General features: G+C 60.8%; 24 protein-coding genes. 9 read left to right on the top strand and 15 right to left on the bottom strand.

Annotated features, from left to right (window positions below; genetic code table 11):
* Window positions 1-73: 73 nt before the first annotated feature.
* Window positions 74-1,084, top strand: coding sequence for a DUF2332 domain-containing protein (locus NKF25_RS14100; protein ID WP_253227286.1), 1,011 nt, complete (start codon window positions 74-76; stop codon window positions 1,082-1,084).
* A 1-nt stretch (window position 1,085) separates the two neighbouring features.
* On the opposite strand, the gene NKF25_RS14095 is transcribed toward NKF25_RS14100, so the two are convergent.
* The 7 genes from NKF25_RS14095 to NKF25_RS14065 form a co-directional block, all read right to left on the bottom strand.
* Window positions 1,086-2,153, bottom strand: coding sequence for a Gfo/Idh/MocA family oxidoreductase (locus NKF25_RS14095; RefSeq protein ID WP_253227285.1), 1,068 nt, complete (start codon window positions 2,151-2,153; stop codon window positions 1,086-1,088).
* Window positions 2,154-2,280: 127 nt separating this feature from the next.
* Window positions 2,281-2,484: a hypothetical protein gene (locus tag NKF25_RS14090; RefSeq protein ID WP_066145511.1), complete on the bottom strand. Its 204-nt coding sequence runs from the start codon at window positions 2,482-2,484 to the stop codon at window positions 2,281-2,283.
* A gap of 1 nt (window position 2,485) precedes the next feature.
* Window positions 2,486-3,673: an ABC transporter ATP-binding protein gene (locus NKF25_RS14085; protein WP_253227284.1), complete on the bottom strand. Its 1,188-nt coding sequence runs from the start codon at window positions 3,671-3,673 to the stop codon at window positions 2,486-2,488.
* Window positions 3,674-3,679: 6 nt separating this feature from the next.
* Complete coding sequence (locus NKF25_RS14080; protein WP_253227283.1) at window positions 3,680-4,615, bottom strand: carbohydrate ABC transporter permease; 936 nt, start codon at window positions 4,613-4,615, stop codon at window positions 3,680-3,682.
* Between the two features lies 1 nt (window position 4,616).
* Entirely contained in the window at window positions 4,617-5,609 is a 993-nt protein-coding gene (locus NKF25_RS14075) for a sugar ABC transporter permease (protein ID WP_253227282.1), read from the bottom strand.
* A gap of 2 nt (window positions 5,610-5,611) precedes the next feature.
* Window positions 5,612-7,069 carry an extracellular solute-binding protein gene (locus tag NKF25_RS14070; protein WP_253227281.1) on the bottom strand — a complete coding sequence of 486 codons (1,458 nt, stop codon included), beginning with the start codon at window positions 7,067-7,069 and terminating at the stop codon, window positions 5,612-5,614.
* Between the two features lie 329 nt (window positions 7,070-7,398).
* Window positions 7,399-8,385, bottom strand: coding sequence for an aldo/keto reductase (locus NKF25_RS14065; protein ID WP_303647118.1), 987 nt, complete (start codon window positions 8,383-8,385; stop codon window positions 7,399-7,401).
* 112 nt (window positions 8,386-8,497) lie between these two features.
* On the opposite strand from NKF25_RS14065, the gene NKF25_RS14060 reads away from it, so the two are divergent.
* Window positions 8,498-9,295 (top strand): hypothetical protein, encoded by a 798-nt coding sequence (locus NKF25_RS14060; RefSeq protein WP_253227280.1) that lies wholly within the window; start codon window positions 8,498-8,500, stop codon window positions 9,293-9,295.
* On the opposite strand, the gene NKF25_RS14055 is transcribed toward NKF25_RS14060, so the two are convergent.
* Complete coding sequence (locus NKF25_RS14055; protein ID WP_253227279.1) at window positions 9,292-10,353, bottom strand: TrmB family transcriptional regulator; 1,062 nt, start codon at window positions 10,351-10,353, stop codon at window positions 9,292-9,294. The two genes, NKF25_RS14060 and NKF25_RS14055, sit on opposite strands and share 4 nt — an antisense overlap.
* A 500-nt stretch (window positions 10,354-10,853) precedes the next feature.
* Window positions 10,854-11,600 carry a PAC2 family protein gene (locus tag NKF25_RS14050; protein WP_253227278.1) on the bottom strand — a complete coding sequence of 249 codons (747 nt, stop codon included), beginning with the start codon at window positions 11,598-11,600 and terminating at the stop codon, window positions 10,854-10,856.
* Between the two features lie 111 nt (window positions 11,601-11,711).
* On the opposite strand from NKF25_RS14050, the gene NKF25_RS14045 reads away from it, so the two are divergent.
* Complete coding sequence (locus NKF25_RS14045; RefSeq protein WP_253227277.1) at window positions 11,712-12,698, top strand: mechanosensitive ion channel family protein; 987 nt, start codon at window positions 11,712-11,714, stop codon at window positions 12,696-12,698.
* Between the two features lies 1 nt (window position 12,699).
* Here NKF25_RS14045 and NKF25_RS14040 read toward each other — a convergent pair whose 3' ends face one another.
* The gene (locus tag NKF25_RS14040) at window positions 12,700-13,098 is read right to left on the bottom strand and encodes a universal stress protein (RefSeq protein WP_066145484.1); all 399 of its coding nucleotides are present in this window, start codon (window positions 13,096-13,098) and stop codon (window positions 12,700-12,702) included.
* 67 nt (window positions 13,099-13,165) lie between these two features.
* Window positions 13,166-14,521, bottom strand: a complete 1,356-nt coding sequence (locus NKF25_RS14035; protein WP_253227276.1) for a 5'-nucleotidase C-terminal domain-containing protein — start codon at window positions 14,519-14,521, stop codon at window positions 13,166-13,168.
* 82 nt (window positions 14,522-14,603) lie between these two features.
* Between NKF25_RS14035 and NKF25_RS14030 the strand changes: the two genes are divergently transcribed.
* The 4 genes from NKF25_RS14030 (at window position 14,604) to NKF25_RS14015 (ending at window position 16,425) form a co-directional block, all read left to right on the top strand.
* A complete protein-coding gene (locus NKF25_RS14030; protein WP_253227275.1) occupies window positions 14,604-14,843 on the top strand; it encodes a DUF5816 domain-containing protein in 240 nt (79 codons plus the stop codon).
* A gap of 42 nt (window positions 14,844-14,885) precedes the next feature.
* Window positions 14,886-15,422 (top strand): hypothetical protein, encoded by a 537-nt coding sequence (locus NKF25_RS14025; RefSeq protein ID WP_253227274.1) that lies wholly within the window; start codon window positions 14,886-14,888, stop codon window positions 15,420-15,422.
* Between the two features lie 91 nt (window positions 15,423-15,513).
* Window positions 15,514-15,837, top strand: coding sequence for a hypothetical protein (locus tag NKF25_RS14020; RefSeq protein WP_253227273.1), 324 nt, complete (start codon window positions 15,514-15,516; stop codon window positions 15,835-15,837).
* A 99-nt stretch (window positions 15,838-15,936) separates the two neighbouring features.
* Window positions 15,937-16,425: a DUF309 domain-containing protein gene (locus NKF25_RS14015; protein WP_253227272.1), complete on the top strand. Its 489-nt coding sequence runs from the start codon at window positions 15,937-15,939 to the stop codon at window positions 16,423-16,425.
* 18 nt (window positions 16,426-16,443) lie between these two features.
* Here the strand turns inward: NKF25_RS14015 and NKF25_RS14010 are convergent, their stop codons facing one another.
* Together NKF25_RS14010 and NKF25_RS14005 are read right to left on the bottom strand one after the other, a co-directional pair.
* Window positions 16,444-16,782 (bottom strand): HalOD1 output domain-containing protein, encoded by a 339-nt coding sequence (locus tag NKF25_RS14010; protein ID WP_253227271.1) that lies wholly within the window; start codon window positions 16,780-16,782, stop codon window positions 16,444-16,446.
* A complete protein-coding gene (locus tag NKF25_RS14005) occupies window positions 16,766-17,218 on the bottom strand; it encodes a hypothetical protein (RefSeq protein ID WP_253227270.1) in 453 nt (150 codons plus the stop codon). The genes NKF25_RS14010 and NKF25_RS14005 overlap by 17 nt, the downstream gene beginning before the upstream one ends.
* A 204-nt stretch (window positions 17,219-17,422) precedes the next feature.
* Between NKF25_RS14005 and NKF25_RS14000 the strand changes: the two genes are divergently transcribed.
* The gene (locus NKF25_RS14000; RefSeq protein WP_253227269.1) at window positions 17,423-18,229 is read left to right on the top strand and encodes a succinylglutamate desuccinylase/aspartoacylase family protein; all 807 of its coding nucleotides are present in this window, start codon (window positions 17,423-17,425) and stop codon (window positions 18,227-18,229) included.
* Window positions 18,230-18,247: 18 nt separating this feature from the next.
* Here NKF25_RS14000 and NKF25_RS13995 read toward each other — a convergent pair whose 3' ends face one another.
* Window positions 18,248-18,697 carry a UPF0179 family protein gene (locus tag NKF25_RS13995; RefSeq protein WP_253227268.1) on the bottom strand — a complete coding sequence of 150 codons (450 nt, stop codon included), beginning with the start codon at window positions 18,695-18,697 and terminating at the stop codon, window positions 18,248-18,250.
* A gap of 25 nt (window positions 18,698-18,722) precedes the next feature.
* A complete protein-coding gene (locus NKF25_RS13990) occupies window positions 18,723-19,109 on the bottom strand; it encodes a DUF5820 family protein (RefSeq protein WP_253227267.1) in 387 nt (128 codons plus the stop codon).
* A gap of 530 nt (window positions 19,110-19,639) precedes the next feature.
* Between NKF25_RS13990 and NKF25_RS13985 the strand changes: the two genes are divergently transcribed.
* Window positions 19,640-21,712 carry a serine protein kinase PrkA gene (locus tag NKF25_RS13985; RefSeq protein WP_253227266.1) on the top strand — a complete coding sequence of 691 codons (2,073 nt, stop codon included), beginning with the start codon at window positions 19,640-19,642 and terminating at the stop codon, window positions 21,710-21,712.
* Window positions 21,713-21,714: the final 2 nt, after the last annotated feature.

The following is a 21,714-nucleotide window of genomic DNA, read 5'->3' as shown; positions in this document are numbered from 1 at the left end:
TGAACGATTACCCCGTTCGAGAATAAAATTTTGGTGGCAACGCTTACACTCCGAGTCTCCAATCGTTTCCCATATGAGTCTCGCCGAGGAGTTCGAGTGGTTCGCGGACTGGTGTGTCGGAACGTCGCCCCTGTACGAGAAACTGGCGCGTGGCGTCGCCGACGACCCGTATCTGCTTTCGCTCGCCGAGGAAATCCCGCCGAAGCGCGGCACGCCGAACATCCTGTTCGCCGCGGTTCACTGGCACCTGCTCGGCGGCGTCTCCCACCCGCTAGCCGACTTCTATCCGAGCGTCACGGACGACCCCAAAACTGCCGACCCGTTCCCCGCGTTCCGAGAGTTTTGCGCCGAACACGAGGACGAACTGCTTCCTCTCTTGCGAAATCGTAGAACGCAGACGAACGCGGTTCGGCGCTGTACCGCGCTCTTTCCGGCGTTTTCTCACATTTCGAACGAAGTCGGCGGCGAACCGCTCGCGCTGGTCGAACTCGGGCCCAGCGGCGGCCTCAACCTCTGTTGGGACCGGTACGTCTACGATTACGGTGACGCCGGGCGGTACGGCACCGGCGAGTGCGTCCTCGACACGAAAATCAGGAGCGAACGGTCCCCACCGCTCCCGGACGAGTTTCCACGAGTCGCCTCCCGCATCGGCATCGACCTGAACCCGCTCGACGTGCGGGACGAAACGGACGCTCGTTGGCTTCGAGCGCTCGTCTGGCCGGAACACGAGGACCGTCATCGACTCCTCCGGGGGGCCACGAACGTCGCGCGTCAGCATCCGCCCGAACTTCGGCAGGGAGACGCGGTCGAGGAACTCCCCGACGTTCTCGCGGGGATTCCGTCGGACGTGCCGGTCTGCGTGTTCGACACGCAGATGCGGTATCAACTCCCGGAAACGGCACAGGACCGACTCCGGGTGCGTATCGAAGCGGCCGCGGAAGGACGACCGCTCCACTGGTTGTCCGGCCACGAATCCGCCGACGAGTGGGAGGGTGCCTTCGCGCTCAACTGGTTCGACGGCGAGGAGTACCGACGGCTACTCGCCTACGAACAACACGGAAAATGGCTTCGATGGGTTCGATAACTCAGTCCAACTGGACTGCTTTCTCGTCCTGTGACGAGCGGTAGACGGCGTCGATGACGCGCTGGACCGTGAGAGCCTGTTCGATGGTGTTCATCTTCGGTGCGACGTTGTCCCGAACCGCTTCGAAGAAGACGCGCTGTTCGGCTTTGTGGGCGTCCTCCTGCCGGGTTTTGACGTTGGTGTCCGAGAAGTGGTCGGACCCGACCATGCTCGTCTCGTAGATGGTGAGCGAGTCGTCGTGCTTGTCGAAGCTCGCGCCCGCGTCGGTGCCGCGGACGAAGTACTCCTCGCTCGACGAGCGGTTCGCGGCCCACGCGACTTCGAGCGAGATGGTCTTGCCGCCCTCACAACGGATGAACGCGGTCACGGAGTCATCGACGGTAAACGCGCCCGAGTCCGTGTCGTCGCCCCACATTTCCAGGTACGTGTAGTCGTCTCGGTCACCGAACTGCGAGCGTACCTCGCCGCTGACTTCCTTCACGTTCGGGAAGTCGTGGAGGTGAAGCGCGAGGTCGATGGCGTGAACGCCGATGTCGATGAGGGCACCGCCGCCGGCGACGTCGCGGTTCGTGAACCACGAGCCACGGCCGGGGATGCCACGGCGTCGGATGTAGTTGGCTTCGACGTGGCGCGTCTTCCCGAAGCGACCCTCGTCCTGATAGCCTTTGATGACCTCGACGGGGGTCCGGAAGCGGTTGTGGAAGCCGACCATACAGAACCCCTCAGCGTTGCGGGCCGCCTCCGCGATGCGCTCCGCGCTCTCCAGCGTGTGAGCGAGCGGCTTTTCCAAAAGCACGTCGAGCCCCGAGTCGAGCGCGGAGATGGCGTACTCCTCGTGGAATTTGTTCGGCGTCGTGACGACGACGGCGTCGATGTCCGACTCGTACAGTTCCTCGTAGCTCTCGAACGAGCGGGTGTCGTATTTCTCGGCGAATCGGGCGCGCGCGTCGGGGTTGATATCGACACCACCGACGATTTCGTGGCGTAAGTCAGTGACGCGGTCGGCGTGATAATGTCCAATATTTCCGAGACCGACGAACCCAACTCGAACCGGCTCACTGGCACTCATAGTTACCGCTCACCGGTGAGACGGTGTTATTCTTTTCCTTTCGTCGTGCCACTCCGCCGTGACGGAGAGGTTCTTCGGCAGTTTTTGCCGTGGTCGAGACGAACTCGGGTGGGTAAACGGGCGCACGTCAATACAACTGCTGTTTCTTTTCTTCGCGTTCGCGCTCACGCTCTTCCTCCGCTTTTCTGTCTTTCCGGTCCGCGAGCAGTCCTCGAATACCGGGAATGATCTTGTTCTTCACGTCGAAGACGAACGACGCGATGCCGTACGCCCAGAAGAAGAACAGGAACGTACCCGCGCCCAGGTAGAACCAACCGAGTTCCGTCACCATCTCAGTCGTCCCCCTCCGCTTCCGTGCCGGTGGCCCCCGTTCCGACCGAGGCGAACTCCAGTCCGTGTGCGATGGCGTCGCCGTTCTCCGTATCGAACAGATGGATACGTTCCCGGTCAAGGACGACCTCCACTTCCTGGTCTGTTTCGATGTCCTTGTCGGGGTCTACGCTCATCAGGAGCTGGTGGGAATCGTCCGCTTCGGCGTCCATTCCCTCCGAACTCGCGCCACCCGTCAGCAAGTAGACGAAGATCTCGTCGCCCATCGGTTCGAGCACGTCCGTCCGGGCCGAGATGGTATCCGTGGGGTTCGCCACGTCGTCAGCATCGTCGAGGAGGTGCACGTCTTCGGGACGGACCCCCATCGTCACCTCGTCGTCCGGCGCGACACCGCTGAGTTGGCCGGGGTCGAACTGGACGTGGTAATCCTCCGTCGCCAACCCGTTCGCGTCGATCGTTCCCTCCACGAAGTTCATGCTCGGCGAGCCGATGAACCCAGCGACGAACAGGTTCTTCGGTTCGTTGTAACAGACGAGCGGGGGATCGAACTGCTGGAGTTCCCCCTGATTGATAACCGCGACGCGGTCGGACATCGTCATCGCCTCCGCCTGGTCGTGCGTGACGTAGATGATAGTTGCGTCGAGTTCCTTCTGAAGCCGCTGGAGTTCGGTCCGCATGTGAACGCGCAGTTTGGCGTCGAGGTTCGCCAGCGGCTCGTCCATCAGGAACACTTCCGGATCACGGACGATGGCGCGCGCGATGGCGACACGCTGCCGTTGGCCGCCGGACATCTCGTCCGGCATCCGGTCGAGCATGCCTTCGAGTTGGACGATTTCGGCCGCCCGGTCCACCCGGCGGTCCACCTCGTCCGTATCGTACTTCCGGAGCCGAAGCCCGAAGCTGATGTTGTCGTACACGTCCATGTGCGGGAACAACGCGATGTTCTGGAACACCATGGCGATGCCACGGTCCTTCGGCGGGAGGGTCGTTACCTCCCGTCCGGCGATGGAAATCGTCCCATCCGTCGGAATCGTGAGACCGGCGATGGTCTCTAGGGTCGTGGATTTTCCACAGCCCGACGGGCCGACGAGCGTGATGAACTCGCCGTCCTTGATCTCCAGATTCATGTCGTCGACTGCCGTTACATCATCGTACTGTTTCGAAACGTGTTCTAAGTTAACTTCACCCATTGTGTATCACTCCTTCAGTGCGCCAGAGGTGAGTCCACTGACGATTTTCTCCTGCGCGATGACGACGAGGATTGCGATGGGCAGGATGCCCACGATGCTCGCCGCCGCCATGAGGTTGTAGAACGATGCGTACTGGCCCTGGTAGCCCAGAATGCCCCACAGAAGTGGTGCCCAGTGTTTCGCCTGTCCGTCCGTCATCAGGTACGAGAAGAAGAACTCGTTGTACACGTTGATAAACGTTAGCACGCCCGCCGTGGCGACGCCGGGTGCCGACAGCGGGATGATGACGCGGAACAGCGCGCCCAGTCGCGTGGTGCCCTCGATTCGCGCGGCGTCCTCCAACCCGTCCGGAATTTGGGCGTAGAACGTCGTCAGGATGAATATCGAGAGCGGCATGAACAGGGCGCTGAAGGGGAGCAACAGCGCTCCCGGCGTGTTGTAGAGCATCGGCGGGCTCAGCCCGAGAATGCTCACGTTCCCCGTGAACAGTTGGAACAGCGGGATGAGGAACGCCGCCGGTGGGAAGTACGAGATCGCGAGGATGAGCAACATCAGCGGCCCACGGCCGGGGAAGTCGAGTCGCCCGAACACGTAGCCCGCGAGGCTCGCGAGCACCAACACGATGATCGTCGTCACCAGTGCGAGCACGAAGCTGTTGAACATGAAGACGTGGAACGGTAAGCGCTGGAATATCTCCACGAACACGTGCGGATTGAATCCCTTCGGAGCCAATCCCATGTCGGAGATCTGATTGCTCGGCGTCAGCGCGATGACGAGCAACCAGTAGAGCGGGAACAGCGTGGTGAACAGGAAGAACACCATGACGAGGTAGAACAACCCGCGGTAGGTCTTGTCCGGATTCTGCATCGACCCTTGCGCCCACCGGTTGATCAGCCCCGATGGCTGGTCCCCATCGGCCGTCGTTTCATCGGCTTGCGCCATTCTAGATCCCTCCTGCGCTCTCGCGGAATTTCACGATGTACACGGTCACGACGATGCCGATGATGGCCGCCGTGACGAACGCGATCGCGGACGCCGTCCCGTACCGCCGGACGCTGAACGTCGTGACGACGAGACAGGACAGCGAGGGGACGGTCGTACACCCGGACATGGTCTGGATGAGCCCGTAAATCCGCATCGCCGCGATGGTGCGGAACAACATCGCGACCATCACGGTCGGGAAGACGAGCGGCAGGGTGATCATCCGGAACTGCTGCCACCTCGACGCGCCAGCGACCTTCGCCACGTCGTAGAGGCTCCGGTCGATACTCTGGAGTCCGGCGAGGATGAGCAGGGCCATGAACGCCGTCGTCTTCCACACGTCGGCCACAATGATGATCGACAACGCCTCGGGACTGTTGACCAGCGGCGTCGTCGAGTAGCCCAACAAGTTGTGGAGGATGTCCGCCCCGAACCCGATTCCCGGTTGGAAGAGCAGGTAGAAGATCATCCCTTGGATGACGATGGGAACCGCCCACGGGAGGATGATCGCCACCCGAACCCAGCGCCGTCCACGGAAATCCTGGTCCAACACGAGCGCTTGCCCGAAACCGATGATGGTCTCGAAGATGACGCTCACGATGGTGAAGATGAACGTGACGATAAGGGCGCTTTTGAACGGTGAACTGAGGTCGATGAACGGTTGCGGTAAGGCGACCGTATCGAGTTTCCCCGTCAGCAGGTTCACGTAGTTTTCGAATCCGACGAACCCGCCGAGTTGGGACGCACCGCGAATGCTGTCTGCATGCAATGACATCTCGAACGTACGCAGGAGCGGCCAGAACGCGATGACGGCGAGCAACAGCAACGCGGGAATCAAGAGGAGGTAGGCGAACTGCGTCTCGCTCAAGCTCTCTATCCAGCGAACTGCGCTCGCATACGCACCGGATCGTGGCTGCTCCCGCAATCCGTGTTCCGTTGGTTCTTCAGTTGCCATGATTACTTGTTGTAGTTTTCAATTTGGCTCAACTGGCTTTTCAGGGTGGACATCGCGGATTCCGGCGAGGCCTCGTTGGCGTACGCCGCGTGCACCTGCTGAGCGATCTTTCCTGATTCCTGTGGCCAGACCGCCGTGACCGGTCGTGGAACCGCGTTCTGCCCGGCGACACGGAGTTGATTCACGTATCTGCCGATGACCGGAACCTGCTTCGCCTGCTTCGATTTGAGCAGTTGCGGTTCCGGCGGGATCCACCCGAGGATCTGGAACAGCTTCAGTTTGACCGACGGTTGCATCATCGCCCGAATGACCTCGAAGGTCTGCTTTCGCTTCGGGGTGTTCGGATTGACAACCATATGCCATCCACCGAGAGCGGCAGCGGGGCCGCCAGTTCCCTTGTACTTCGCCTCGTTTGGCTTGACGCCGTACGGAATCGGCATAACGCCGAGGTCCTTGCCGAACACGTCGTCTGCCCCGTTGATGACGATGGAGTACGGCCAGTTGCGGTGTGCGACCGCTTGCTTGTTGGTGAACGGCGCACGCGAGGTCTCCTCGGACCACGAAAGCACGGCGGTCGGTGAAATGCCGCCTTCGTATCCCTGCAGGGTGCCCGATGCATTCGACCCGTGAATGAACGTCCGAATCATCTTGATGGACTTGATGACGGGGTCTTCGGCGACCGTCACGGGGCGTTTACCGATAGGGCCGAACAGGTTGTCGTGGGGGCCGAAAAACGCGCCGCCCCACGAGGTCATGAACTCGTTGAAGTCACAGCAGGAAAGCCCTTCGTATAGGTCCGCTTGGAAGGTAAATCCGTATTTCAGATCGTTCTGCTCTTTGACCTTCTTGACGACCTTGGAAAACTTCTTCCACGAAACCGAGTTCGTCGCCCACTTCTCCTTGTCGGGGCTGAACCCTGCCTTCTTCACGAGGTCCTTTCGATACTGCATCGTCGGGAAATCGGGGAAGATCGGTATCGCGTACAGGTCGTCGTCGTTGGATTTCGCCGTTTGGACGCTGGCCTGGAAGTAGTCCTTGTTCACCTTCTTGGTCAAGTTCTCCGGAAGGTTTTCCGAGAGGTTCATCACTTGCCTCCGAGCGATAAACGTCAGCGCCCAACCGCTGTCCATCATCAACATGTCCGGTTCGGCCAGATCCGCCGAGAGCCACCGTTGATACTGGGCCTGACGGACGTCGGTATTGCTCGAACCGGGAAGGATCTCGACGTGGATATCCTTCGATAGACCCGCCTTGTGGAGCGCATCGTTTATTGGCTTTTGCTGATCGGCCGCGTCCGAATCGGCGGCCCATTTGACGACGTTGGAGTTGGCCGACTGTCCGCGACTGGTACAGCCAGCGAGACCGGCGGCGGTTCCGGAGACTCCGACGGCCTTTACGAAAGTCCGCCGGGAGACGCCGTCCCGCCGGCGATCTCTATCATGGTCGTTAACACCCACCATACTTTTGTAAGACGGAACTGCCCCATTTATAACTTTGGTGCGATTGACTACAGCCGTTGTTAGATTTTTTATACACGATGTATCACGTTCGTGTTGCTTGTATCTCGAATGACTAAAACCATTTATGGCCGATAATCATCATATATCGGCGAAATCACGTGAAAAAGGGGGACGGTAGGCGGTTCGAATGCCTTCGAAACGTAACACGAGCGGTGGCGCTCCCCCCGCCTTTATATTCCGATCGTGGTGTTCTTTGACCATTTCGTGACGGTCACGACTGACTTTCGACCGGTAAAACGGAATCCCATCGGATTTCGATAGAGGAAGTATCAGATATTGGCGATCTCGCGGGACCACACCGGCGATTTCGGTGATTCGAGTCGCTCCAGTTCCTCGTCCGAGAGCGAAACGTCGAGTGACTCGATGTTCTCGACCAAGTGGTCTTCCGTTCGTGGACCGATGATGGGCGAATCCACGACGGGCTTGTGGAGCAACCACGCGAGACTGACCTGCGCGGCCGAGACGCCTTTTTCCTCGGCGATGGCCCGTACCTCGCCCAACACGGCCCAGTTCTCGTCGGTGAACCGCTCCTCGGTGTACTCGTCGCTCGTCGCTCGTCCTTCGGTAACGTCCTCGTCACGGTGGTACTTCCCGGTCAGGAACCCGCCACCAAGCGGCGACCACGGGATGACGCCGACGCCTTCCGCGTCACACACGGGCAGGAGGTTCTCCTCCTCGTGGCGGTCCACGAGGTTGTACTCCGGTTGCATGCAGGTAAAGCGCTCGTAGTCCTCGATGTCGCTTCGGTACAGGGCTTTCGTGAACTGCCACCCCGCCATCGTGCTCGCACCGATGTAGCGGACTTTCCCCGTCTCGACGAGGTGGTCGAGCGCCGAGAGCGTCTCATCGATCGGCGTGGTCTCGTCCCAGCGGTGGATCTGATACAGGTCGATGTAGTCCGTCCCGAGTCGGTCGAGGCTGGCCTCCGCTTGGTCGAGGATATGCTTCCGAGAGAGTCCCTGCCCGTTCGGGTACTCTCCCATCCCGCCGAACACCTTCGTGGCGATCACGAGTTCGTCGCGGTTGCGCCCCTCGATGGCCTTGCCGACGATCTCCTCGCTTTCGCCGTGGGAATAGACGTTCGCGGTGTCGAGGAAGTTGATGCCCATCTCCAGCGCCCGGTCGATGAGATCGAGGCTGGCCGCCTCGTCGTTCATCATCCACTCGTATTCGCTCCCGAAGTTCATACAGCCCAGACAGAGCCGCGACACTTCGAGACCCGTGCTCCCCAGTTTCGTGTACTGCATCTCGGTCATCGCTAGCTTTCTACTCCGACTTCGGGTAAAGAACTGTGGGCGAAATACGTCGGGGTCGATTCCCGACTCACCTCCCGAACCTTCAAACGCCCCGCGTTCGAATCCCTCGCCAATGTTGGACGAACTTCGAAAGCCGGAGTACACGGGTGAGAATCGGTGTTGGCCGTGTACCGTGCTCAATGCTATCATTCTCCTTTCCGCGTGCGCGGGCGTGATCAAGTTATATCCCGGAAAGCGAACACGCCGCCTCGGTGTCGCCTCGGCCGTCGGCATCGTCGGCGGAGCGGCGATCGCCCTCCGAGGGTATTTGGTCCCCGGAACGCCACAAATCGCGCCGAAGCTAGCCGCCCGACTCTCGCCGAAGCCACAGCCACCGGCTGAGACGGGGTCGCTGGCCGGTGAAACCGACGAAGACGTCGGCGAACGTGCGCTCTCCGCGCTCCTCGATGCGGGCATCGTTCACGCCGTCGGCGAGAGTCTCCATCTGGACGAAGGGTTCCGCACCGACTGGCGCGACGAGATGACGACCCTCCGGTCCGGAAACCTCGGGACGGCCGTCCGAAACGCGTCGCCGTCGCTCGTCACGACCGAAAGCGTCAACGACGACGAATACATCGTCGTCACGACCGACGGGGACGAGATAGAGAACGAACGGTGGCTCTCCCGTCCGGTCGCGATTGCGGAGGTCGCGGCGACGCGGGCGCTCGACGAGTACGACATCGACCCGGACGTTCGGGTGCAATCGGCCTCGGCACTCCGCGCGTTCCTGAACGACTGTCCGGTGTGTGACGCACCGCTCGAAGTAACGAGCGCAGACAACTGCTGTGGCAGCGGAACTTCGAGCCCCCTCGCCCCGCCGGACGAGGTGTTGGCCTGTCCGGACTGCGACCAGCGCGTGTTTACGTTCTAACGTTCGTACTCCGGCGGTTCGTCCGTCCCGATCCGGATTTCGTGTGCCTCGATGTCCTCGAGCGCGGCGACCTGCCCACCCACGGTGACGACACCGCTCTCCGTCTCGACGGACATCCCGGCGACGCGCTCGCCGCCTTCGAAGGAGAGACCGACAACTTTTCCGCGGACGACACGGTCGTGACCGGATTCGATGTCCCGCCCCTTGATCGTCGCGTAAAAGTCGCCTTCCAATCCCTGAATCTCCTTGACGCACCGACGGATGGACGCATAGCGTCGCGGGAACGTGCGACTCTCGGCGTCCTCCGAGAGGGTCCGTTCGGCCGTCGTCCAGAGGACCGTGCCGAAGAACCCGGACACGAGGAATCCCAGCGCCGAGCGGTTGAAGATGACGCCGTAGCGGTCGCGGTCGTCGCGCAGGGCGTCCTGCGTGGCGTACATCGAGTACTCCCCGTCGGCGACCGCGATGACGGGCGTCGTGATACCGCGACGGGCACGAGCGGTCGTCGCCACGGCACTGTAGTCGTATTCCTCCGGGTCGCGCGCTTCGGACGCGGGCGTGATGAGCAACTCGATGCTCACCCCGTCGTCGATTTCGGCTTTCAGGTCGTCCTCGAACCGGTCGAGGAGGTCGGGCGTCAGCGACAGCGCGAGTTCGTACTCCGCGGATTCGATGACGTCTTCGAGGTAGCGAAGGATGGTCGAACGCGATTTGACCAGCGAGACGGCTTCGGTGTCCCGCGCCGGTGCCGTGTAGCGGTCTTCGAGTTCGGTTATCATGTCGCTGAGCGACGATTGGACGTCGGAGAAGGCTTCCTCGGGGTCGATGGCGATGACCTTCATCGGCCGGGATTCACGAAGTTCGACCAGTCCCCGGTCGCTCAAACTTCGGACGGTGTCGTACACCCGCGGTTGCGGGATGTCGGTGTGTTCCGCGATTTCGCTCGCGGTCAGTCGTCCGTGTTCGAGTACCGTGAGGTACGCATCGATTTCGTACTCCCCCAAGCTGAACCGTTCTCCGACTCGTTCGAGGGTCAGATAGAGGTCGTCGGAGCTCATTATGAAACGAAAAACTACGGAGGATTATAGAACCCACCTTTTCGATTCCACCTTTTGCTGCGGGAGCGCGGCGTTACCGCACTTCCTGGCAAAATCTGGACCAAAAGCGCTCCTCCTTCATGGTTCGAGAGAGCAAAGCTCTCTCGTCATCACGAAAATCTTCGATTTTCGAACGATTTCGTTTCAGTCGTCGGCCCGGAAAATCGGAGATTTTCCGGAACTGATGCTGGTCTCCACGGTTGTGTCACCGGCTGATTTGGGCGATTGTGCCGGTGGTCGCTTGTCCAACTTTCATCGCCAGCGAAGCGATAGGCTGGCCCGTCCATTCCAAGCGCAAGCGTTCTCTCCGCTCGCTCTGCGAGCGGGCCAAGGAACCCCCGACGGAGCGGGGACGGCGAGTTTTACTCGCCGTTTCCTGCGACGGAAGCGGGGTGACGCCGTGCTTTTGGTCCAGATTTTTATCGAGGGTCGCTGCGCGACCCTCGCATAAAAAGGTGGGTCTACATATACATCCGGTCGTCCGGGCGTTCGGCCTCGCCTGCCGACTCGACGCGTTCGGCGAGTTCGGCGTAGTACTCGCCGACTTCGTCCGCGAAGGATTCGAGCGGTTCGGTATCGACCGAGAGGTCGTACACGTCGCTGACGGCGTCGATGAGGCGAAGGGCGGCTTCCACGTCCGGGGTTTGGGCGTGGACGGGCGTCACGAACACGCCGGTCGCGAGCGTCGAATCGAGGCCGCGGGCGACGAGCGTGGCCTTGACGCCGTCGAGGAAGCCACGACCCATGCCGGGGAGCCCCGTGCCTTCGAGGTGTTCGGCGTGGTAATCCGGGGTGGCGATGTAGAAGACGCGGTGCTCGTCGGGACCGTGAGGGACCGGGATGCCGGAGAGGATGCCTATCTCCTCGACGTCGTTTTCCGCGGTCCAGTCGAGGATCGCGCTGGCGAACGGATCGGCGGCCCAGACCGGGACGAACAGTTCGCCGACGAGGATGGTCACGTCGAGGTCGGGACGGGAGAACAGGCGCGTGTGGTGTCGGGGACGGCCGTTCTCGAACGGCGTGATCGCGGGCAACTGTTCGGCGGTGACGTGACCCGTCTCTTCGAGGTCGAGTTGCTCGACGAGATAGTTCGCGGCGGTCAGTCCGGCGAGGCCGAACTCGGAAAAACCGGCGAGGAGCGTGCCGCTCGGTTCTTCGTGGTGGCTTATTTCGAACGAGGCGCGTGGCCGACGTGATTCGGTAGTCATACATCAGAATTGTCGTGGCGTGACTTAGTTTTCGCCGCTATCACTCCCGGTCTCGACACGTGTGACAGGAAAATGAGGGGGTTTTACTTAGTCGGGTGAGACGGGAGCATCATGCCGACGTTCGGAAAGGTGGTGAACGATGTATCCGACTTGCTCGGAAAGGTCGGTGCGCACGAAGTTGCAACGAACGTCTCCGTCAACAACGTCGTTCTCGCCATCCTGTTCCTCCTGCTCGGGTGGTACGTCTCACAGTTGGTCGTCAGCCTCGTCGGCCGACAGGTTGCCCGCCGCTTCCGCAGGCCGAGTATCACGAAGACGGTCCTCCTTGTAATCCGTGGGATCATCCTGTTCCTCGCGGTCGGCACCGCCGCGGCGCAGGTCGGGTTGGGTGCGTCGAACATCCTGCTCTCGGTGACGGTGTTCTCCGCCACAGTGGGTCTCGTCCTCGCGCCGATCATCGGGAGCGTCATCAACGGGTTGTTCCTGCTGGCCGACCAGCCGTACGAAATCGGCGACCTCATCGAACTGGTCGATACCAACACGCCGGAAGGGGGAACCCGTGGCTACGTCGAGGACATCACGCTCCGATACACGAAGATATTCACGCTCGAAAACACGTTCCTCGTCATCCCGAACGCGACGATGCGCGAGCGCGACGTGGTGAACTACTCCGCCGAGGACACCCGCTCCCGGCTATCGCTCCAACTCCAAGTCACCTACGAGGGGGACCTCGACGAGGCGCGGGCCATCATGGAACGGGCGGCCCGCGATACGCCGGAAGTGGTGGCGTCGGGCCCCGACATCCGCATCGGAAGCGCGCGCTATCCGAGCGACCCCGTCGCACAGGTACGGGACTTTGCGAATCACGGCGTCCTGCTCGAACTCCGCTACTGGGTGAAAGACCCGTACAACATGCTCCGGGTTCGGTCACACATCATGGAACGAATCTGGGAGGAACTCAAGGACGCCGACGTGGAAATCGCCTACCCCCACTCGCATCTCGTCTTCGACGACACGAGCGGCGTCGCCCGCGTCTCGATGGAACCCGATCGGGAACGAACCGAAACGCCGTCACCCGTCGAATTCGACGAACGCTGACTTAGCCGACCGTAATCAGTTCGCAATCCACCTTTTCGCGGAGGAAGGTCTCGATGTTCGGATCGTCCACCAGTCGACGGATCGCCCGCCGCCAGCGTCCGACCTGTTTGCGGCCGATGACGACGATGTCAGCACGTGTCGCGGCGATCTCGTCAAGAATCGTCTCCTCCACCAGAAACCCGTCCCGAACGACGTATCTCGCGTTGGTGACGCGACCGAACGCCTTTTCGACGGTTCGTTTCAAATCGGTTCGCGTCACGTCGCTTCCGCGGTGATAGAGGTTGACGTGTAAGACGGTGAGGTCCGCACCGTATTCCTCGGCCACACGAAGCGCCTCCGAGAGCGTTCGACGCGAGTGTTCCGTCAGCGGGTATCGGACTGGAACGAGGACGCGGGTCATGTGGTGTCGAAAGCGACCCACCGGGGAGAAGTTTACTATCCGTTCGTGACGGTCCCTTGGCCGGGGTCTATCGACGCGCGATACGACCCTCGATCTTCGGTTCAATGCCGAACCGGCGGGCGTAGTCGGCCAACACTTCGTACTGTAGCTTTCCGGTTTCGGTGCGGTGTTCCTCCCGAAGCGCCGGAAATTCCCGGTCGCTCTGGAGGAGGTACTCGGTCGTTGCGAGGGTGTAGGTGACATCCTCCAGCAGCGTCTCCCCGCCGATGGTCGCCGATTCGACCGCCCGCTCGGCCTGGTTCCAGACGAGTTCGACCCCGCTGAGATGGCCGTGCCACCAGTCGTGTTCGGCGAAACCGATGGTCGGGTCGTAGGCCTGTCGAAGCACGTCGAGGAGCTCCGCTCCCGTGAGTTCCGCGACAGCCACCCGTTCCTGAAACGGGAGCACGCTCACGAGGTCGCCGACCGTTACCTCACCCGAAAGGGGTTCGCCTTCGCGGATGCCGCCGCTGTTTTGCAGGCCGACCGCCGCGTCGGTCGCCCAGCGGTACGCGTCGGCGACGAAGTTTCCGATCCTGCTCTCGCCCCGGAACGTCGTGGTTTCGGTTCGCTCGATGGGGGTGGAGACGGTGGCGACGACGGAATCGAGTCCGGAGCCCCCCTTCTGTTCTTCCATCATCGTGGCCACGTCCTCGTCTCGGGGGGCGTCCGCAACGCGGTGGCGGTTGACGGACGGTTCGTCGTCCAGTTCGATGGAGAAGAGGACGTGGCCGTTGACACCGGGACGGGTGACGAGCGTTCCGTTCACCTGTTCGATTCGTTCGGAGTGAACGTGCCCTCCGAGAATCACGTCCACGTTGACGGCGGCGGCGAGTTCCTCGTCGTAGCGCCCGAGGTGGGAGAGTGCGACTACGTAATCGACGCCCTCGTCACGGAGATGGGAGACGGTCGCTTCCGCGGCCTCGATCGGGTCGGTGAACTCCAATCCCTCCGTATTCGGATTGATCGAGGGCGTCTCGGGCGTCGTCACGCCAAAGAATCCGACCCGCGTTCCGTCGATTTCCCGAACGGCGTACTGCGCAGTTCCGGCACCGGCGGCGAATCGATTGTCGCCTTCGCGTATGTTGGCGGTGAGCCACGTCTGGGGGGACCGCCAAACGAGTTCACGCGTTCGGTCGATCCCGTAATCGAAGTCGTGGTTGCCGAACGTCTCGAAATCGGGCGAGATAGCGTCGAAGAACGAGAGTGCCTGTTTCCCCTCGGTGACGAGGGAGAGAACGCCAGGTGCGGTGTTGTCTCCGGTCCCGACGACGAGCGTCCGTTGGTCCCGATTCGCGTTGATACACCCCGCGAGTCGACCAGTCCGGTCCGGGTCATCGTAGACGTTCTCGATGTCCGAGTAGTGGAGGATACGGAGAGCCATTGGCGAGGTGTTCCAGGGAGAAGACAAGATTCCTTCGATATGTTCAACACCCCTAAATCGCTGGACCCACAAAGGGTGTATGATGAATACAGCGACGACCAGAGACGACGAAACCGTCTACATCAACGAATCGGATGGGACTCGCGGATCGAAGGGACCCTTCTTCGTCGTCTATCGCTCGCCCGATTTCGACCGCCGATACGGCTACTTCTGTGGGAACTGTGAGACGCTCGACAACGCGATGGATTCGATGGGTCGAATCGAGTGCAATCGGTGTGGCAACCTCCGAAAAGCGACCGAGTGGGACGCGGCGCACGAATAGATCGGCCGGATTCTTTAGGGGCCATGCGGCGTGAGCGTTAGTATGGCTTCGACTGACGAGGAACTGGTCGAGGAGTTGGAAAGCCAGCGCCAAACCATCATGCTGGACGGGGCGTTGCGGTTGGTCGAGGAACATCACTGGGACACCGATGCGGGCGTCGAGCGCGAACTGTTCGAGGAGTATTTGGACACGATGACGTTTCGATACGAGGGCTTTTCCTCCTCGGTGGACGAGGCGCTGGTCAGCGAGGATTCCTGGCACGGGGGCGGCCACATTTACGAACTCCCGGGGAATCGAATCAGCTACTATCCGCCACGATGGCACGACGAACTCAGTGAAAGGTCCGACCTGCGCGAGTACCTCCGAGTGATGGAGACGGACGCGATGGAGACCGAAGGCGGCGACCGCGAAGCCGTCACGGACGACGGCGTGCTGATGGACATGCTGTTGGATGCGGCGGTCGCCATCGGGGGCATGGACCGGGAAGACGCACGCAGCCAAATCGAGACCCTCAAAACCGACGGTGAGGTACGTGTCTATCCCGAACAACACGCAAACCCGTGGGTTCAACGAATCTAGTGGCCATTCGTTTCGATATTTTGAACGAATCCTTACAGTTGTTCGAATCCGCAAGAACATTTATTACGGTCCCTGCGGTAGGTCTATACGGATGGCCCCTGTTAGCACACCACCGACCAAGGAGGCCAGGTCGATTTTCAACCGCCTCGGATACGAGGTTCTGGACGACGGAGACGAATTTCGCGCCAGACGAAAGTGGCGCGAAGTACGCGTTTCCGCCCTCGCAGATTCCGGGGAGATGCCGACATATGGGACGCTTCGATGTTTCGTGACGTGGGCAGAGAACGCGACACGACTGCGCAAACGTATTCGGGATTCGAATCCCGATTACGAGTGGGCAGTCATCGCGGTAGACGAGAGCGGGGACTACGAAGTCGCCCGGGCACCGCCGAGCAAAGCGGTGGTGGCTCAGTAGGGGTATCGGATTGAAACGGCCCGTCGCGGGCACGATTTTGTCTTTTTCGTGGGTCAGTAGCCACAGTAAACACGATGGAGCCCCAACGACGGATCACGGATGGACGAGCACACGCACGACCCGACCGCGGCACCGCCGTTGCCAGGCGAGTCACCGACCGGATGGCTCGCCGAGCGGAACCGGTGGGAGCACGGTACCCTCCGCACGGCGGTGATTCACGGTGTTCGACTGTTCAACACCGGGGAGTTCCACGCGAGCCACGACAGTTTCGAGGACGAGTGGTACAACTACGGCAACGGGTCGGTCGAGAGCGCGTTCCTCCACGGAATGGTGCAGGTCGCGGCGGGCGCGTACAAACACTTCGACTTCGAGAATAACGAGGGCATGCGTTCGCTCTTCGAGACAGCGTTACAGTACCTCCACGGCGTGCCGGATGACTTCTACGGCGTGGACGTGGCCGACGTGCGCGCGACGATGAAAGAGGCGCTCTCGGACCCGAGCGTTCTTCACGGGTGGAGAATCAGGTTGGACGGCGAGCGACCGACGGTGGACGAGGATGATCACGGCGAGACGGACCGTTTCGAATGAGCTTCACCCACGGGAAATCTACTCGTACACGGAAATCCAGCCGTCGCTTTTGACCGTGACGCGGTAGTCCCCAAACGTGAACTCGACGGTGCCGAGACCGGCGCGACTCTGCCCCGAGACGTCGGGTCCGAAGAAGGCGTCCTCCAAGGCGGCCACATCGACGCAGTCGTACAGGACAGGGTCATTCAACTCCATCGGCGACACTCCCTTGGCTTCCGCGATGGCACCGACGATGGTCGCCGTGAGGTCGTAACTACCTCCCTGTTCGTATCGTGCCTGCTGAACGAGCGTCCAGTGTCCGTCGTCGTCGCCACCATCGACGTCGGCACGGTCGTCGCTCTCACTCGTTCGTGTCATCCATCTCCCTCCGAGCGTGGGCTTCCTGCCGAGCGTCGAGGCTTGCACCTGCGCCCGCTAGCGCGGCTACCACCTGTTCGGCATTGGGTCCAGGCCGGATGATTTCGTTCGCTTCATCGAACGCGAGCACTCCTTCGTCCACCAGTTTCGGAACGTGTGCGTGATAGAGCGAGGCGTACGTTCGTTCGATGTCCTCCTCCGGCAGGTCCCCTTCCGGAATATCGGTCTCCCACGACGCTACTTTGACCGCTATTTCGGTCAACTCCCATTCGGTTTGGGATTTCAGCGTGTAGACGAGATATCGTCGTCGTGATTCCGCGAGCGCTTGAAACACGTGATCCAACTCCAGAACGTCCTCCGAGAAGTCCTCCGTCGAAACACGCTCTGAAGGGACACCCGAGCGTGTTTCGACGTCGGATGGATTTTCATCGTCCATACTTGGGGGGTTGTGTGCCCAAGGTTATCATTGTTTGTGCGTGTCTTGCAATGAATCTGTGGCTAAATCACGGGGTTCATCGTCAAATACTTTGATCGAAATGGAGGATGACAACGGACGCTTCAGCGTCCGCTCTGACATCTTCTTTTGCCGCAAAAATCCGAGTGTAAAGCGCTTTCAAGCTTCGACACTTGACTTCGGTAAATGCGAATCGAGCAGTTAGGTGAAGGGACGCCGGAAGTCGCAATCGTCGCCGGGATTCATGGCGACGAGCCGTGCGGTCCGAGGGCGGTCGAGCGGTTGTTGACTGAGAACCCGGACGTGGAGCGAGCGGTGAAAGTCGTCGTGGCGAACGAGCGCGCGCTCGAACGGGGTGTCCGATACATCAACGAGGATTTGAATCGGGTCTTTCCGGGTGACCCCGACGCGGAGACGTACGAACAGCGGTTGGCCCACGAACTGGTCACGGAGTTGCGGGACTGTACCGTTCTCTCCTTGCACTCGACGCAGTCGTACGCCCAACCGTTCGCGCTCGTGGACCGTGTGAACGCCGTTGCGCGGTCGATCTGTCCGTACCTGCCGGTTTCCGAACTGGTCGAGACGGACGTGTTCACCAAGGGAAAACTCATCTCGCACCCGCACACGCTGGAAGTCGAGTGCGGCCTCCAAGGATCGGACGAAGCGGCCCGGAACGCCTACGACCTCGTGCGGGGATTCCTCGCGGGAACGGGCGCTCTTCCGTTACCCGAGGGGGAGAATCCGGTGAACGCGGGAACCCGCGACGAAGTCGAGGTCTTCCGCATGGATCAGCCGGTGCTGAAAAACGGCGGGTCGGAGTTCGAAGTGTTGGTGGACAACTTCCAACGAGTCGGAGAAGGGGAGGCGTTCGCGACTTCGGACGGGGCGGAACTGGTCGCGGACGAACCGTTCGTCCCCGTGTTGATGTCGGCGTACGGCTACGAGGACATCTTCGGCTACACGGCCGAATACGTCGGCGCGCTCGGAAACTGATTACCGCAGAAGAACGGACTATTTCTCCTTCGAGTCGAACTCGACCAGCGTCAAATCGCGGTCCAACATGCAGTAGTCGTGCGGCGGGTCGCCGACGATTTTCGAGATTCGGTACTCCTCGTCGAACTCGGCACCGGCCGGTTCACAGAACTCGTGACTCGGACAACCGACGTGTGGGCACGGTCCTTCGAGGCTCGCCTTGCTCCCGGCGTAGGCGTTTCGCGCGGAGACGTTGGCGCGGACGGTCGTCGGTTCGACTTCGACGGCGGTCACGCCGTCGTCGTGGACGCCACAGGGGAGCGTCTGTGCGCCTTCCCGAACGTCGGTGATTCGATATTTGATCCCTTCGGAGAGATTGAGACACTGATTTCTGTAGGGACAGCCTTCACAGGCGCTGGCTTCGCCCTGGTAGACGAATTCCTGACCGGCATCCGCGAGACGGGTGCCAACGAGGGTGATAGTAGACATACGCGAGCGTATGTGTGGGCCTCGGTTAAGCCTCTCGCCCCGTCAATTCGTCCAACTTGTCGAGGTATCTCTCGCGGGGGACTTGATAGCACGAACGGTAGTCGACCTCGCCTCGGTCGAACTCCGCGGCGAGCGAGACGGCGGCCGTAATTGCTTCTTCGCGCGCGGGAAACTGCGGTGTCCCCGGAAGCGTGACTTCGGGTTCGAGGAAGAACTCGAAATACCACGAATCGGTCGCCCGCCGTTCCTGGGGTGGTCGATTCGGCGTCCCCTGCGTGACGTACAGCGTCGGCATGCACGCGGAGGGAAACTGCTGGGTGTCGAAAACGTCCGGACGGTAGGCGAGGATACACCGTCCGTTCGGTTCCTCGTGCCAGACGACCCACGACTCGGGAAGGTTCTCGATGGACACAGCGGCGGTTGGTGACGGACGTGGGTAAGGCTTCCCTGTCCACGATATCGACCAGTATATAAATGGAGTTTATACGGTGGTTTTTCACACTATCGAATTTCACCGCTACAAGCCCACTATTTCCTAACTTTGGGCTTTAAAGGTCCTTAATCTATATCAAAAGAGCCTTGTGTATGGACAACAGTTATATATGCCCTCGTCCTATCTATTAAACAGTATCGGGTGGTAGCAGTCCGCACGGTACACGGTCTCGAACCATACGCTTCCGTGACGAACGGATGTCGAAACGAGTTGACTGGTTTCCGAAGCGATGGATGGCACGCATAGCATATGATCCCGCGATTGACGCAGGAGTTACTGCGGGCGCGCACGCCGTCGCCCGACAAGCCCCGCCGGAGAGCGATCGCGGTGGTTCGACCGACACAACTTTGTGATTGCATGCCGACTACGTACTTCCCACCGGTATCGGGCCGCCCGGTCGGTCTCTCTCTCCCTTGGTCCAAACGAAGCTCCAAACAATGCGTGATACAATGAAAGGTGACATCGAAACGCTGGACGACCTCAGCCGCAGTTACCAGGAATCGATGCCGGAAGACCTCCGTGAAACGAAGTCCTTCGACTGGTACCTTCGGGAGGTATACGAAGACCCGAAGGTAGCCCGAAACGCCCACCAGCGAGTCGCGGACATGTTCGACTACTACGGCACGGAGTACGACGAGGACTCCGGCGTCGTCGAGTACCGATTAGCGTCCGAAGACCCCCTGTTCGACGGGGAAAACACGTTCTACGGACGCGAGATACACCGCGCGATTCACGAGTTCGTGAACAAGGTAAAAAGCGGTGCGCGTGGGCTCGGTCCCGAAAAACGCATCAAGCTACTACTCGGACCGGTCGGGTCGGGGAAGTCCGACTTCGACCGACAGGTCCGCAAGTATTTCGAGGACTACACCCTCCAAGACGACGGCCGCCTGTACACGTTCCGGTGGACGAACCTCTGTGACGTGATTCCCGACCAGGACCCGTCCGACGACGTGATTCGGTCCCCAATGAACCAGGATCCGCTCGTCCTGTTGCCGCTCGAACAGCGCCAGCGCGTCATCGACGACATCAACGAGGAGTTGGACGCGCCGTACACCATCAAGAACGAACAGGCGCTCGACCCCGCCAGCGAGTTCTACATGGACTCGCTGCTGGCCTACTACGACGACGACATCAAACAGGTGCTCGAAAACCACATCGAGATCTTCCGCCTCGTCGCCGACGAGAACAAGCGCCAGTCCGTCGAGACGTTCGAACCGAAGGACAAGAAGAACCAGGACGAGACCGAACTCACGGGCGACGTCAACTACTCGAAGATCGCCATCTACGGCGAATCCGACCCGCGCGCGTTCGACTACTCCGGCGCGTTCTGTAACGCGAACCGGGGTATCTTCAGCGGTGAGGAACTGCTCAAACTCCAGCGGGAGTTCCTCTACGACTTCCTGCACGCCACCCAGGAACAGACCATCAAGCCGAAGAACAACCCACGGATCGACATCGACCAGGTCATCGTCGGCCGGACGAACATGCCCGAGTACCGGGACAAGAAGGGCGACGAGAAGATGGAGGCGTTCAACGACCGGACGAAGCGCATCGACTTCCCGTACGTCCTCGAGTACGAGTCGGAGGCCGACATCTACCGGAAGATGCTCCGGAACGCCGACGTTCCCGACGTGCACATCGAACCGCACACCCTGGAGATGGCTGGGCTGTTCGGCGTGTTGACCCGGATCGAGGAACCGGACACCGAGATGGTGGACCTTCTCCAGAAGGCCAAATCCTACAACGGTGAAATCGAGGACACCGATGACGTGGACGTGAAGAAGCTCCGCGAGGAGGCCGAGGAGAAGGCCGACATCGGTGAAGGGATGGAAGGCGTCTCGGCGCGGTTCATCGGCGACGAGATCGCGGAAGCCATCATGAACTCCACGCACCGGAGCCGTGGCTTCCTGAGTCCGCTCTCGGTGTTCAACCACTTCGAGGAGAACCTCGAAAATCACGGCTCCATCCCCGAGGAGAACTTCGAGACCTACTACCGCTACCTCGAAACGGTCCGCGGTGAGTACCGCGAACGCGCGATCGAAGACGTGCGCCACGCGCTCGCCTACGACCTCGACGAGATCCAACGGCAGGGCGAGAAGTACATGGACCACGTGATGGCCTACATCGACAACTCGACCGTCGAGGACGAACTGACCGGGCGTGAACAGGAGCCCGACGAGAGCTTCCTGCGCGCCGTCGAGGAGAAACTCGAAGTCCCCCGTGACCGCAAGGACGACTTCCGACAGGAGACCTCGAACTGGGTGTCGCGACGTGCCCGCGAGGGACAAGCGTTCGACCCGCAGGACAACGACCGCCTGCGCCGCGCCCTGGAGCGGAAACTCTGGGAGGACAAGAAACACAACATCAACTTCTCGGCGTTGGTGTCGGCGAACGAAATGGACAACGACGAACAGAACGCGTGGGTGGACGCACTGATAGAACAGGGCTACTCACGCGAGGGTGCCAAGGAGGTGCTCGAATTCGCCGGGGCGGAAGTCGCCCGCGCCGAAATGGAGGAGTAACC

Origin of the sequence: Haladaptatus sp. AB643 (assembly GCF_024136975.1) — an archaeon.
Taxonomy (GTDB): domain Archaea; phylum Halobacteriota; class Halobacteria; order Halobacteriales; family Haladaptataceae; genus Haladaptatus.
Note: the sequence above shows the minus strand (reverse complement) of the source record. Positions and strands in the feature narration are given on the sequence as shown.

Excerpts from the sequence above, each read along its gene's own strand:
- NKF25_RS14100 (WP_253227286.1), top strand. The coding sequence starts at position 74 with ATGAGTCTCGCCGAGGAGTTCGAGTGGTTCGCGGACTGGTGTGTCGGA.
- NKF25_RS14065 (WP_303647118.1), bottom strand. The coding sequence starts at position 8,385 with ATGACCGAGATGCAGTACACGAAACTGGGGAGCACGGGTCTCGAAGTG.
- NKF25_RS14095 (WP_253227285.1), bottom strand. The coding sequence starts at position 2,153 with ATGAGTGCCAGTGAGCCGGTTCGAGTTGGGTTCGTCGGTCTCGGAAAT.
- NKF25_RS14030 (WP_253227275.1), top strand. The coding sequence starts at position 14,604 with ATGAATACAGCGACGACCAGAGACGACGAAACCGTCTACATCAACGAA.
- NKF25_RS14015 (WP_253227272.1), top strand. The coding sequence starts at position 15,937 with ATGGACGAGCACACGCACGACCCGACCGCGGCACCGCCGTTGCCAGGC.
- NKF25_RS14005 (WP_253227270.1), bottom strand. The coding sequence starts at position 17,218 with ATGGACGATGAAAATCCATCCGACGTCGAAACACGCTCGGGTGTCCCT.
- NKF25_RS14010 (WP_253227271.1), bottom strand. The coding sequence starts at position 16,782 with ATGACACGAACGAGTGAGAGCGACGACCGTGCCGACGTCGATGGTGGC.
- NKF25_RS14025 (WP_253227274.1), top strand. The coding sequence starts at position 14,886 with ATGGCTTCGACTGACGAGGAACTGGTCGAGGAGTTGGAAAGCCAGCGC.
- NKF25_RS14000 (WP_253227269.1), top strand. The coding sequence starts at position 17,423 with ATGCGAATCGAGCAGTTAGGTGAAGGGACGCCGGAAGTCGCAATCGTC.
- NKF25_RS13985 (WP_253227266.1), top strand. The coding sequence starts at position 19,640 with ATGAAAGGTGACATCGAAACGCTGGACGACCTCAGCCGCAGTTACCAG.
- NKF25_RS14035 (WP_253227276.1), bottom strand. The coding sequence starts at position 14,521 with ATGGCTCTCCGTATCCTCCACTACTCGGACATCGAGAACGTCTACGAT.
- NKF25_RS14045 (WP_253227277.1), top strand. The coding sequence starts at position 11,712 with ATGCCGACGTTCGGAAAGGTGGTGAACGATGTATCCGACTTGCTCGGA.
- NKF25_RS14040 (WP_066145484.1), bottom strand. The coding sequence starts at position 13,098 with ATGACCCGCGTCCTCGTTCCAGTCCGATACCCGCTGACGGAACACTCG.
- NKF25_RS14085 (WP_253227284.1), bottom strand. The coding sequence starts at position 3,673 with ATGGGTGAAGTTAACTTAGAACACGTTTCGAAACAGTACGATGATGTA.
- NKF25_RS14080 (WP_253227283.1), bottom strand. The coding sequence starts at position 4,615 with ATGGCGCAAGCCGATGAAACGACGGCCGATGGGGACCAGCCATCGGGG.
- NKF25_RS14050 (WP_253227278.1), bottom strand. The coding sequence starts at position 11,600 with ATGACTACCGAATCACGTCGGCCACGCGCCTCGTTCGAAATAAGCCAC.
- NKF25_RS13995 (WP_253227268.1), bottom strand. The coding sequence starts at position 18,697 with ATGTCTACTATCACCCTCGTTGGCACCCGTCTCGCGGATGCCGGTCAG.
- NKF25_RS14060 (WP_253227280.1), top strand. The coding sequence starts at position 8,498 with ATGTTGGACGAACTTCGAAAGCCGGAGTACACGGGTGAGAATCGGTGT.
- NKF25_RS14055 (WP_253227279.1), bottom strand. The coding sequence starts at position 10,353 with ATGAGCTCCGACGACCTCTATCTGACCCTCGAACGAGTCGGAGAACGG.
- NKF25_RS14075 (WP_253227282.1), bottom strand. The coding sequence starts at position 5,609 with ATGGCAACTGAAGAACCAACGGAACACGGATTGCGGGAGCAGCCACGA.
- NKF25_RS14090 (WP_066145511.1), bottom strand. The coding sequence starts at position 2,484 with ATGGTGACGGAACTCGGTTGGTTCTACCTGGGCGCGGGTACGTTCCTG.
- NKF25_RS14070 (WP_253227281.1), bottom strand. The coding sequence starts at position 7,069 with ATGGTGGGTGTTAACGACCATGATAGAGATCGCCGGCGGGACGGCGTC.
- NKF25_RS14020 (WP_253227273.1), top strand. The coding sequence starts at position 15,514 with ATGGCCCCTGTTAGCACACCACCGACCAAGGAGGCCAGGTCGATTTTC.